The sequence below is a fragment of the Bacillus sp. AFS031507 genome, from assembly GCF_002584635.1.
In the GTDB taxonomy this organism is placed as follows: domain Bacteria; phylum Bacillota; class Bacilli; order Bacillales; family Cytobacillaceae; genus Neobacillus.
Genome location: NZ_NUOW01000051.1, coordinates 37,877 through 49,543, shown reverse-complemented (window position 1 = coordinate 49,543; position 11,667 = coordinate 37,877). Strand labels below are relative to the sequence as shown.

Below are 11,667 nucleotides of genomic sequence, written 5' to 3'. Positions count from 1 at the left end.
TCTTCCGAAAAAACACCATACCAGCTGGCATGGTGTTTTCCAATATTAAGCTTGTAATTTTTCACGTAGAACCATTGGAAGAATTCCGCCGTGACGGTAGTAATCAATTTCAACTTCAGAGTCAAAGCGAACAAGAACTTCAAATTCTTTCTTGTTACCAGCTTCGTCCGTTGCAGTTACTTTTAGAAGATCACGTGGTTTTACATTTTCGTCTACTTGAACATCAATGGTTTCTTTACCTGTCAGGCCAAGTGTTTCAGCGCTTTCGCCATCTTTAAATTGAAGTGGAAGCACACCCATTAACACAAGGTTTGAACGGTGAATACGTTCAAAGCTCTCAGCAAGAACTGTTTTAATACCTAAAAGGTTTGTACCTTTAGCAGCCCAGTCACGTGAAGAACCCATTCCGTAATCTTTACCAGCAAGAACGATTAATCCAGTACCGTTTTCTTTGTACTTCATGCAAGCATCGTAAATAGATGTCACTTCGCCAGTTGGCCAGTAAGTAGTTACCCCACCTTCTGTTCCTGGTGCGATTTGGTTACGAATACGAATATTTGCGAATGTTCCGCGCATCATCACTTCATGGTTACCACGACGGGATCCGTAAGAGTTAAAGTCACGGATTGCAACGCCTTTTTCTAACAGATATTTACCAGCTGGAGTATTTTTACCAATTGCTCCTGCAGGTGAAATGTGGTCAGTTGTAACTGAATCACCAAATTTACCAACAACACGTAGTCCTGCTAATGGCTCGACGATACCTGGTTCTGGTGATAAGCCTTCAAAGAACGGCGGGTTTGCGATGTAAGTAGAATCCTCATCAAAAGTATATAAAGGCTCATTGCTTGTTTTGATATCATTCCAACGCTCGTTGTCACCGAACACGTTTGCATATTCCCGGCGGAATAGTTCAGGAGTTACTGTACGTTTAACAACATCATTTACTTCAGCAGTTGATGGCCAGATATCCTTGAAGAAGACATCATTTCCATCTTTATCTTTACCAATTGCTTCATTTGCAAAATCAATATTTACAGTACCAGCAAGAGCATATGCAACAACTAATGGTGGTGAAGCAAGGTAGTTAGCTTTTACAAGCGGGTGAATACGTCCTTCAAAGTTACGGTTACCTGAAAGTACAGATGTAACTAAAAGATCGTTTTCCGCGATTGTTTTTTCGATTTCTTCTTTTAAAGGACCGGAGTTACCGATACATGTTGTACAGCCATAACCAACGAGGTTGAAGCCGATTTGCTCTAGGTAAGGAAGTAACCCCGAATCACGAAGATATCCAGTTACAACTTTAGATCCTGGTGCTAAAGAAGTCTTAACGAATTTAGGAACTTCCATTCCTAATTCAACAGCTTTCTTCGCAACAAGTCCAGCACCCACTAGAACATAAGGGTTAGATGTGTTTGTACAGCTTGTAATCGATGCAATCGCAACGGCACCCGTTTTAATAGTAGTTTCCTCGCCGTTTAGGAAATTAACAGTTGCAGACTTTTCAAGCTCATTTGCTTGTAAGCCGAAGCCTTGGTTTCCTTGTGGAGCAGAAACAGCTTTCACGAATTCCTCTTTCATTTTAGAAAGTGGAATCAAATCTTGAGGACGCTTTGGACCAGATAGATTTGCTTCAATGACGGAAAGATCGATTTCAACTACATCTGTGTAAACTGGCTCGATCGCTGGATCGAAGAACAAACCGTTTGCTTTGCAGTATTGTTCTACTACATTGATATGCTCTTCTTCACGGCCTGTTAAGCGCATGTATGCAAGTGATTCATCATCAATTGGGAAGAATCCGCAAGTTGCACCGTATTCAGGGGCCATGTTTGCAATTGTTGCACGGTCTGCAAGTGGCAGTACTGATACTCCTGGTCCGAAGAACTCAACGAATTTCCCTACAACCCCATGGCTGCGAAGAACTTGAGTTACTTTTAAAGCAAGATCAGTTGCTGTAGCACCGTTTGGAAGCTCACCTGTTAATTTAACACCTACTACTTCTGGTACAGGGAAGTATGAAGGCTGACCTAGCATTCCTGCTTCAGCTTCAATACCGCCAACGCCCCAGCCAAGAACACCAAGACCATTGATCATTGTTGTATGGGAGTCCGTACCAACCAAAGTATCTGGATAAGCTTCTAATTCACCGTCTGTTTCTGCAACGTGGACAACATCAGCCAAGTATTCAAGGTTTACTTGGTGTACGATACCTGTTGCAGGTGGAACGGCGCGATAGTTATTAAATGATTTTTGCGCCCAACTTAAGAATTGGTAGCGCTCAGCATTACGTTCGAATTCATAATCCATGTTAATTTTTAAGGAATCAGCAGCTCCATATGCATCAACCTGTACGGAGTGGTCGATTACAAGATCAACCGTTTTTTCAGGGTTGATCTTGTCAGGGTCTCCGCCTAAGTCTGCCATTGCTTTTCTTAAAGAAGCAAGGTCAACGACTGCTGGAACACCTGTAAAGTCTTGAAGGATAACACGAGCAGGCTTAAATGGTACGTCCACTTCTTTTAGCTCATTTGTGCCCCATTTTGCTAAGTTTTCAACATGCTCTTTTGAAATTGCTCGGCCATCTAATTGGCGTAATACAGATTCAAGAAGTACTTTTATAGAGTAGGGCAATTTAGAAACTTTTCCAATTCTGGCCTCTTCCAGTGCACTTAAACGGTAATAGTTGTAACGTTTACCATTCACTTCAAAGGAAGTGCGTGCGTTAAATACATCATTTTTTACCATGTAAAAACCCCCTAATTCGTCATTAATAAATCGAAAATTAACGAAAAGTTGAAAAATTTGAATTTTCCCATCCTGCTTAACTTTTCTCACAATTCTAATCTTAATACAAGCGATTACATAAGTAAATAACAAGAAAGTTATTGCGATTGATAAGTTTCACTTATGTTTTTTATGTATTTTGTTCCGAAAATTCAAAAAACACTATTTGTGCTTATATGATTTAAGACAAGGGAAAACCACCTTTTTCATTATTTATTATCTCAAAAAACTTTTTCATTGTCATGTTTTTTGCTATGGAGGAAATAGTAAAAGTGTAGGAGGTGATTAGAATGGTGAAACGAAAGTCTAATCATGTAATTCCAGGGATGAATGCAGCCAAGGGGCAAGGAAAAGGTGCAGGTTTTAATGAGGAATTGGCGAGTGAACCAGAATTAACTGCAAAAGAAAGAATGAATAACAAAAAACGAAAGAAAAATCAATAATAACAAAAAGCAGGCGGGCTCCCCCGCCTGCTTTTCCTATTCTGTTTGGTTTACTTCTGTCACCATGCTTTGCAGATCCTGCTGGAAACGCTCTAGCTGCGATCGTTGATGTTCCGATGCCACTTCTAGTGCATTTTCAATTTGTTGGTAGGCTTCATTGACTTCGTCTTTTAGATGCTTTAGTTGATGACCATAACTTGCACTATCACTTACAATTGTCTCGAATAGTCCTTGTGCATTCTCATACCCCTGCTGTGCTGCTTGAAATGCTTGTTGTTTATCTTTATTGTATGGGAATTTATCCATCTTTCTTCATTCACTCCTTCATTTTGTTTACCGTTAAATTGCACAGAACAACAAAAAATATACGGTATAAAAGGACTTTATCACTGCATCCTAACATATAGGAGGGATGCAATATGAACAAAAACGATGGCAAAGACATGCGAAAAAATGCACCAAAACAATCGGGGCAGCCTGAACCGTTAAGCGGTTCCCACAAAGTCAAGAATCGCAACCATACTAGAGCCAAACATAATACACATCACGATATGTAGAAACCTATAAGATAGGCGCAAGTCAAAAAAATGCCCAGCACTTTGTTTAAGTGCTGGGGCATCCGTCGATTACTAAGCTTTTCTATACATTGATTAATGACCGAAGCAAGTCCTCTTCTTCTTCTGGAGTCACTGTTCGTAAATCAATGATAAATTCATCTTTTTGAATCCTTCCAACAATTGCTGGTTTCACTTCGGATCGAAGCTTTCTTCCCAGCTGTTCTGCCGTCAATTCACGATGTTTTAAGGACACGACCATGGTTGGAAGCTCAACATCCGGCATCGTACCCCCACCCACTTGGCTTCTTCCTTCTGTAATTTTTGTAACATATTTTCCAGTATTTTGTAATAAGTTTGTAACAAACGACTGCGATCGTACGTCTAATTCTTCAGAGGAAACTAATAAATCACGGACGGTTGGAATATTTACTAAGCCATTTTCTCCACGGGCATAATCGATTAATGTCCCCTCAAGCGCAGCCAACGTCATCTTATCAACCCGGACAACGCGTGCCAACTGGTGTTTTTTTAAACGACTAATGATTTCTTTTTTTCCAGCAATTATACCGGCCTGTGGACCGCCAAGAAGCTTGTCACCACTAAAGGTTACAACATCTGCCCCTAATTCAATGACCTCTTTTACTACCGGTTCTTCACCAATTCCGTGCTTTCTAAAGTCATATAGAGCACCACTTCCGAGATCTTCATAAAAAATGACACGATCTAATCGTTTCGTAAGCCCAACAAGATCTTCGGTATCAACAGATTTGGTAAATCCGATGACCTTAAAGTTGCTCGTATGTACCTTCATGACGATTGCAGTTTCTGAACTGACAGCTTTTTCGTAATCATAAAGATGTGTTTTATTAGTGGTGCCAACTTCTACAAGCTTTGCCCCACTTTCTTCCATTATAGATGAGATTCGAAAAGAGCCACCGATTTCAACAAGCTGTCCCCTTGAAACAATGACTTCTTTGTTAGCGGCTAGAGCTCTTAAAACCAGATAGACAGCAGAAGCATTATTATTAACCACCATAGCCGCTTCTGCACCGGTGATATCTTTAATTAATGCTTCAACATGACTATGTCTTGAACCTCTTTCACCTTCCGTTAGCTTATATTCAAGATTTGAATAGTTCCTTGCAGTGTCAATCACATGGTTGATTGCATTTTCGCTTAATCTAGCCCTTCCTAGGTTTGTATGTAAAATAGTTCCTGTCGCATTGATGACCTTTTCTAAGGTATAAGAATACTGTTTCTGTATTTTTGTTTCGAGAATAAAAAATAGGTCTTCAATAAAATGATTGGTCCCTGGCCTGCCACCTGGCCAATTATCATTTAGGATTGCCTCCCTAATGTTGTCAATGACCTCTTTAAGCCTTTTGGTCAGATGCGTATGATCAAGTTGACTTTCTAGAAGGAGAGTTAAAAACCTCTCATGATTTTGAAGTTCATGGACCGGTGGAATTGAGCGTAGCCATTCTTTCAACATAAAAACTCCTTTATCACATGTTCTTTTTCTCTGACATTTGACTAGTGGTTGCCTATATGAATGAGTGGAATCCACAAACGGGCGCTTTAACTTTCCCAATTATATCACATCAGTTTCACGTTTTAAGTCACATTGAATAAAATGAAACGAGCAAGGGGGATTAGATATGTCAAAAAAGAAACAACTTAAAAATCAAACCTTTGATTTTGACTTAGTGGAGAAATGGCTGGAAAACTATTTTCTAGATCCACTTACTTCCTATTATGATGAAACACAATTTCCAATCGATCTTTATGAAACAGAAAAGGAATGGATTGTTGAGGCCATTTTAAGCGAATTCGAGGCTTCGGAAATAAAGGTTTATATAGAAGGAAATAAATTAATGATTACTGCATCCAAATACCCCCCTTACATGAATAAACAAAAACGAGTCCGTTCCATTAATTTTCCGTTTCTAGTCATTAATCAGAACGTATTTGCTACATTTACAAATGGAACTCTAGAGGTAATTATTTCAAAAATAGATAGAGGAGTAGGAAAAAATAGATTCATTACCCTGCCTTAAGAAAACTTGTGGCATTATTTTTTATGCTTCAGTTAACATAATAATTTTATCTGTAAAAAAATACCCCTCATTTCCAACCGGATTTGAGGGGTGTTTTTTATTGGCTCTGTTAAACTGGTCTGTTGATTTCCGCTCCAATCAACGTAAGCTATAAAAATCAACAATGACCTTTAACATAGCCTATTTTTTAGTAATGATCTCTATCATTTCATCGGTATCAGGGAAAACACCTGTTTCGAGTTTTGAATAGATCTTCTCTCCATTCACGGTCACTTCGAAAGCGCCGCCTGAACTTGGAATCAGTTCTAACTTTTGAATATCTCTAAAAAAATGATTAAATAGCTCTTCCGCGAAACTCGCGGCTTTTGGTGCGTAATTTCATTGCATGCAAAATTCAACAATAACATGATAGTTCTTCATAAAAATACCCTCCAAAAAGTGTTTCCTACATCAGGATAGTGTTAATATTTTAACCTATTCCTTTTCCTTCAGCAATTTTTTTGTCTATTCGTGCGCAATTTTTTTAAAAGAGTTATACTAAATAAATGGAGGTGGACATGTTGAGTGAACAAGATAAAATTCGCCTAACTTCTTTGTCAACAAAAGCGGGTTGAGGCTGCAAAATTGGTCCTGAGGACCTGGCGCAAGTGTTGCGTCAATTACCGAAACAAGAACCTGTTCCTGAATTATTAGTGGGACTTGATACTTCTGATGATGCTGGAGTGTACCAAATAACCGACTCCATCGCTTTGATACAGACAGTTGACTACTTTACCCCAATCGTCGACGATCCATATATGTTTGGTCAGATCACGGCTGCAAATGCATTAAGCGATGTTTATGCCATGGGCGGCGAACCTAAAACAGTTATGAATATTGTCGGCTTTCCGATTAAAAAGTTGGGTGCCGAAATGCTAGCTGATATTCTTCGTGGTGCAGCAGATAAAGTAAAAGAAGCCGGTGCGATTACCGTTGGCGGCCATTCAATTGATGATCAGGAACCTAAATTTGGACTTTCCGTTACAGGTATAGTCCATCCCGATAAAGTTTGGAAAAATGTCGGCGCTAAGCCTGGTGATGTTCTCGTGTTAACTAAGCCGATTGGTGTGGGTATTATCACAACCGGTATAAAAAGAAGTGTCGTAACTCCTCTGCAGGAACAGATTGTGACAGAGACAATGGCTACGCTAAATAAGGTGGCAGCTGAAGTGTTAACAGAATTTCATCCTCACGCTGTAACTGATGTAACTGGATTCGGATTACTTGGACATGGCAGTGAAATGGCACGTGGAAGTAATGTTAGTTTTGAATTCTCACTCTCACAAGTCCCTGTTTTAGAAGGTGCTCTTGAATTAGCGAAAAATGGTGTGGTGCCTGGTGGTTCTAAGTCGAATCATAAATGGATAGCTGATGATGTTGTTTATGAGGATATCCTTCTGGAGGAGCAGCTGGTCCTATGTGATGCGATTACATCTGGGGGTCTGTTTGTTTCACTTAGTGAACAGGAAGCGGCTCAATATGTCGACAAGCTACATTCTAACGGTCTAGCAGATGCTGCGATTATTGGGAGAGTTACCGAGAAAAAAGACAAATATATCTATGTAACAAGATAACAGCGAAGCCTTAGTTGCTTCGCTGTTTCTTTTATGCAAAAAAAGCCCTGGACCATTTTGGTCCAGGATTATTATATTTTCTGACGTAGCTTCTCCACCATATCCTTGGTCATTTTATCCAAATCAAATGCGTATTTAAAGCCCCATTCCTCTTTTGCCGCACTAGCATCAATTGAATTTGGCCAACTTTCCGCAATTTTTTGACGATCTGGATCAACATTATAAGAAATTTCAAATCCAGGTACATACTTAGCGATAGAAGCCGCAATTTCTTCAGGATCAAAGCTCATCGCTGTCACGTTGAAAGCATTACGGTGGATTAATTTTGATGAATCTGCCTCCATTAAGTCAACAATTGCATTTAGGGCATCGGGCATATACATCATGTCCATATAGGTACCTTTATCAATGTATGAAGTATATTGGCCATTCTTGATCGCTTCATAATAGATTTCAACGGCATAATCCGTAGTCCCTCCGCCAGGAAGTGCAACATAGGAAATTAACCCTGGAAAACGTAAGCCGCGGGTATCGACACCAAACTTTTGGAAATAGTAATCAGACAATAACTCCCCTGCCACTTTATTGACACCGTACATCGTCGTTGGACGCATTATCGTATCTTGTGGGGTGCTGTCCTTAGGTGTGGATGGACCAAAAGCACCAATCGAACTTGGTGTGAAAAATTGCGCCTTTAACTCTCTTGCAGTTTCCAAACCATTCAATAGCCCGCCCATATTTAAATTCCAAGCAAACACAGGCTTGGCTTCTGCTGTAGCTGATAAAAGAGCGGCTAAATGCATAACAGTATCAACGTTGTATTTTTTGGCTACTTCCACCATTTTGTTTAAATCCGTTACATCGACAGTCTCAAAAGGACCACTATGAGCGGCTTCGCTGTCATTCTTTTTAATATCTGTAGCAATGACATTATCTGCACCATATATGTCTCTTAACTTTAAAGTTAATTCTGATCCAATCTGCCCTAAAGCACCTGTGACTAAAATACGCTTCATCGTCGTTTCTCCGTCCTCTTCACTCTTACTAAAAATAGTGATTTACTTTATTTTTACGTTACTTAATCAGTTAGGGTGATACCTAAATAACGCCCATTTCCTTGCCGACTTTTTCATAAATAGCAATCGCTTGGTCGAGCATTTCTTTTGTATGTGCAGCTGTCGGCATGTTACGCACTCGTCCAGTCCCTTTTGGAACGGTTGGGAACACAATCGCCTTGGCATAAACCCCTTCATCATTCAAACGTTTACTGAATTGTTGAGTAAGTGCTTCGTCCCCGATAATACAAGGGGTGATCGGAGTTTCGCTGTTGCCGATATTAAAGCCTAACTCGTTCAAGCCTTTTTTTAGATAATTTCCATTTTCCCAAAGCTTTTTGTTCAGTTCCGTGCTCTCCATAAGGATTTCAATTGACTTCTTACTTGCAGCCACATCGGCAGGAGTTAATGAGGTAGAAAATAGGAATGGACGGCTGCGAACTTTCAACCAGTCAATGAGATTTTTCTTACCAGCGACATAACCGCCAACCACGCCAATTGCTTTAGATAATGTACCGATTTGAAAATCAATTTTATCAGAAAGACCAAAATGCTTAACGGTCCCTGCCCCATCACCAAGCACACCTGATCCATGAGCATCGTCTACATATGTAATCAGATCAAATTCCTCAGCAATCTTGACAATTTCAGGCAGTAAAGCAATATCTCCGTCCATCGAGAACACGCCGTCTGTAATCACCATAATTTTATTGTAAAGGCCTGACTCTTTTGCTGCTTTTGCTTTTTCGCGTAAATCTTCCATATCGGAGTGGTTCACACGGATAATTTTTGCTTTAGAAAGACGGCAGCCGTCGATTATCGACGCATGGTTTAATTCATCCGAAAGAATCGCATCATTTTTATCCATTACTGCGGAAATAGCCGCCATGTTACAATTAAATCCAGATTGGTAAGCAATCGCTGCTTCTGTATGTTTGAATTCAGCTAATTTTTCTTCCAGTTCAACATGGAGTTTAAGCGTTCCGTTGATGGTTCGAACGGCCCCTGCCCCAACTCCGTATTGTTCAATCGCCTCAGTAGCGGCTTTTTTCAAACGTTCATCCGTGGCTAGGCCTAAATAGTTGTTGGAAGATAGATTGACTAGCTCTCTGCCATTAATTGTTATAACTGGTCCATTTGGGCTTTCGAGCGGATCGATGACATTGTACAAACCTTTTCCCTTTAAATTATCAAGATTTTCATTTAAAAATTGCTCCAAAATAGTACTGGACATATTCAATTCCCCCTATATTCATTTGAACGTGCTTTGTCGTTAACGGAAAAACAATCGTCCGTTTCAGGCGGACATCCACACCTTTGTTAAACACTGGTATTAAAGGATTCCTGCACTATACTTTATCATAAATTTTTATAGTTGTGCATATCTAGTGGACAAAAAAACAAAAATATTTTTTATATCTTTTAGAATGCCCTATTAACAATAATGTTATTTCTTAAGATAACCAAACTGCTATCAATGAATTATTTTATAATGGCATGGTTTTAAGTTATAATGGTTTTTTAATCGTACTGAGCCAATCTCCAACGCAACAAAGAAAGGATGTCAACCTTGTCATTTTTGTATTCAATCTTATACACACTAGTTATAGGGGCGGTATTTATTTTTCTATTTATTATTGCCTACGATTTTCTTTACGGTGAAAAACCAGAAAAACAAACGAAGAAAATACATAAATATTTTCAAAAAGAAACCATTAAAAAAATTGATAGACTGGAACATCAGCCTCGAAAATTTACCATGTACCAAGTCACAATGAATAGTGGTATTAAGAAGATTAAGATGAAACCAGGTTATAAAGTAGTCAATATGGTACCAAAGGAGAAAAACAAAAAGTAAGCAAAATTCGGGGATAAGTTATTTTACTCCAAAAGAAAAACCGGGGAATTCCCGGTTTTTTTTCCATCTATTTAATTTTCCTCGTCAAGGACATTTGTTTGCTTCACTATGAGAGTCCCATTTCGCTAACGTGCTTTTCTTATTTTACGGACACCGAACTCAATTTCCCTACATTTCGATTGATATTTTGTAATGCCTCCTTGTATTCTTTTTCTAAACTACTAATTATTTCAGAAACCGATTCTATTTTATTTATTGCCCCGACGCCATGTCCTGCTGACCAAATATCCTTCCATGCTTTCGCATTCGTCTCCCTTTGCATATTATCAAAGTTTACCTTGTCTTTTTTAACAAGTTTATCTGGGTCCAAACCTGCCTTTTTAATACTAGGTACCAGCATATTGCACATGATGCCGGAGAAAGCATCCGTTAAAATGATATCCTCTTGTGTGGCTTCAACCAGCATTTCCCTGTATTCATCATTGGCCATACTTTCTGTCGCAACAATAAAGCGGGTTCCCATATAAGCAAGGTCAGCGCCTGCTGCCTGTGCAGCTAAAATTCCCTTCCCTGTTGAAATGGAACCAGCAAGGACAATGATACCATCCCAGAAATTACGGACCATATCTACGAAGGCAAAGCTGTTGATTTGACCCGCGTGACCACCCGCCCCGCTTGCCACCAAAATAAGTCCATCGACACCAGATTCAGCTGCTTTTTGAGCAAACTTCAAATCACTCACATCAGAGAATACGAGCCCGCCATATTCATGCACAATATCGACTACTTGTTTCGGACTTCCTAAGGAGGTAATTACCAATTGCGGCTGATGCTTTTTAATCAATGCAAGTTCTTCCTGCAGGCGGCTGTAAGAGCTATGTACGACCATATTCATCGCCCAAGGAGCAATTTTTCGGCTGGGATCGAGCGCACGAGCCTCTTCTAACTCTTCATTTAATTGCCCCATCCACTGATCAAGAACCTCAATTGGTCTTGCATTAGGAGCAGGAAAAGAACCTATCACGCCATTCAAACAACAATTTTTCACAAGTTCGGTGCCTGACACCAAAAACATCGGGGCCGAAATGACCGGTAATTTTAATTGGTTCCACCATGATTCAGGAATTGATTTCTTCATTTTGATCACCCTTTATTTTAGAATTTTCAGAATAAATGATTCACTTTCATAGTACCTGAAAATGAATGAGTATTCAATCTTTGCATGAACCTTTTATTTCTGTCTATCAAAACGCTTACCATCCACGAACGATTTTTAATTAAATTGATAAAATGT

General features: G+C 39.5%; 12 protein-coding genes. 5 read left to right on the top strand and 7 right to left on the bottom strand.

Going from position 1 to position 11,667, the window contains the following annotated elements; all coding sequences use genetic code 11:
* Positions 1-45: 45 nt before the first annotated feature.
* A complete protein-coding gene (acnA, locus tag COE25_RS27535) occupies positions 46-2,751 on the bottom strand; it encodes an aconitate hydratase AcnA (protein WP_098934909.1) in 2,706 nt (901 codons plus the stop codon).
* 329 nt (positions 2,752-3,080) lie between these two features.
* Between acnA and sspO the strand changes: the two genes are divergently transcribed.
* Positions 3,081-3,233 carry a small acid-soluble spore protein O gene (gene sspO / locus COE25_RS27530; protein WP_066087231.1) on the top strand — a complete coding sequence of 51 codons (153 nt, stop codon included), beginning with the start codon at positions 3,081-3,083 and terminating at the stop codon, positions 3,231-3,233.
* 36 nt (positions 3,234-3,269) lie between these two features.
* On the opposite strand, the gene COE25_RS27525 is transcribed toward sspO, so the two are convergent.
* On the bottom strand, positions 3,270-3,539 hold the full coding sequence (locus tag COE25_RS27525; protein ID WP_088087700.1) for a hypothetical protein: 270 nt from the start codon (positions 3,537-3,539) through the stop codon (positions 3,270-3,272).
* 113 nt (positions 3,540-3,652) lie between these two features.
* Here COE25_RS27525 and COE25_RS27520 point away from each other — a divergent pair, with 113 nt between their 5' ends.
* The gene (locus tag COE25_RS27520) at positions 3,653-3,790 is read left to right on the top strand and encodes a small acid-soluble spore protein P (RefSeq protein ID WP_088087701.1); all 138 of its coding nucleotides are present in this window, start codon (positions 3,653-3,655) and stop codon (positions 3,788-3,790) included.
* Positions 3,791-3,872: 82 nt separating this feature from the next.
* Here the strand turns inward: COE25_RS27520 and selA are convergent, their stop codons facing one another.
* Positions 3,873-5,279: an L-seryl-tRNA(Sec) selenium transferase gene (selA, locus tag COE25_RS27515; RefSeq protein ID WP_098934908.1), complete on the bottom strand. Its 1,407-nt coding sequence runs from the start codon at positions 5,277-5,279 to the stop codon at positions 3,873-3,875.
* A gap of 169 nt (positions 5,280-5,448) precedes the next feature.
* Here selA and COE25_RS27510 point away from each other — a divergent pair, with 169 nt between their 5' ends.
* The gene (locus tag COE25_RS27510) at positions 5,449-5,847 is read left to right on the top strand and encodes an Hsp20/alpha crystallin family protein (protein ID WP_098934907.1); all 399 of its coding nucleotides are present in this window, start codon (positions 5,449-5,451) and stop codon (positions 5,845-5,847) included.
* A gap of 180 nt (positions 5,848-6,027) precedes the next feature.
* Here the strand turns inward: COE25_RS27510 and COE25_RS32435 are convergent, their stop codons facing one another.
* Complete coding sequence (locus tag COE25_RS32435; RefSeq protein ID WP_373408495.1) at positions 6,028-6,267, bottom strand: Rdx family protein; 240 nt, start codon at positions 6,265-6,267, stop codon at positions 6,028-6,030.
* 137 nt (positions 6,268-6,404) lie between these two features.
* On the opposite strand from COE25_RS32435, the gene selD reads away from it, so the two are divergent.
* On the top strand, positions 6,405-7,460 hold the full coding sequence (gene selD, locus COE25_RS27500; protein ID WP_373605386.1) for a selenide, water dikinase SelD: 1,056 nt from the start codon (positions 6,405-6,407) through the stop codon (positions 7,458-7,460).
* Between the two features lie 71 nt (positions 7,461-7,531).
* On the opposite strand, the gene COE25_RS27495 is transcribed toward selD, so the two are convergent.
* Positions 7,532-8,476, bottom strand: coding sequence for an L-threonine 3-dehydrogenase (locus COE25_RS27495; protein WP_098934905.1), 945 nt, complete (start codon positions 8,474-8,476; stop codon positions 7,532-7,534).
* Positions 8,477-8,558: 82 nt separating this feature from the next.
* Positions 8,559-9,749 carry a glycine C-acetyltransferase gene (locus tag COE25_RS27490; RefSeq protein WP_098934904.1) on the bottom strand — a complete coding sequence of 397 codons (1,191 nt, stop codon included), beginning with the start codon at positions 9,747-9,749 and terminating at the stop codon, positions 8,559-8,561.
* 336 nt (positions 9,750-10,085) lie between these two features.
* Here COE25_RS27490 and COE25_RS27485 point away from each other — a divergent pair, with 336 nt between their 5' ends.
* The gene (locus COE25_RS27485; protein WP_098934903.1) at positions 10,086-10,373 is read left to right on the top strand and encodes a hypothetical protein; all 288 of its coding nucleotides are present in this window, start codon (positions 10,086-10,088) and stop codon (positions 10,371-10,373) included.
* Positions 10,374-10,512: 139 nt separating this feature from the next.
* On the opposite strand, the gene COE25_RS27480 is transcribed toward COE25_RS27485, so the two are convergent.
* Positions 10,513-11,511, bottom strand: a complete 999-nt coding sequence (locus tag COE25_RS27480) for an NAD(P)H-dependent flavin oxidoreductase (protein WP_098934902.1) — start codon at positions 11,509-11,511, stop codon at positions 10,513-10,515.
* Positions 11,512-11,667: the final 156 nt, after the last annotated feature.

Excerpts from the sequence above, each read along its gene's own strand:
- COE25_RS27520 (WP_088087701.1), top strand. The coding sequence starts at position 3,653 with ATGAACAAAAACGATGGCAAAGACATGCGAAAAAATGCACCAAAACAA.
- COE25_RS27525 (WP_088087700.1), bottom strand. The coding sequence starts at position 3,539 with ATGGATAAATTCCCATACAATAAAGATAAACAACAAGCATTTCAAGCA.
- acnA (WP_098934909.1), bottom strand. The coding sequence starts at position 2,751 with ATGGTAAAAAATGATGTATTTAACGCACGCACTTCCTTTGAAGTGAAT.
- COE25_RS27490 (WP_098934904.1), bottom strand. The coding sequence starts at position 9,749 with ATGTCCAGTACTATTTTGGAGCAATTTTTAAATGAAAATCTTGATAAT.
- COE25_RS27510 (WP_098934907.1), top strand. The coding sequence starts at position 5,449 with ATGTCAAAAAAGAAACAACTTAAAAATCAAACCTTTGATTTTGACTTA.
- COE25_RS27480 (WP_098934902.1), bottom strand. The coding sequence starts at position 11,511 with ATGAAGAAATCAATTCCTGAATCATGGTGGAACCAATTAAAATTACCG.
- sspO (WP_066087231.1), top strand. The coding sequence starts at position 3,081 with ATGGTGAAACGAAAGTCTAATCATGTAATTCCAGGGATGAATGCAGCC.
- COE25_RS27495 (WP_098934905.1), bottom strand. The coding sequence starts at position 8,476 with ATGAAGCGTATTTTAGTCACAGGTGCTTTAGGGCAGATTGGATCAGAA.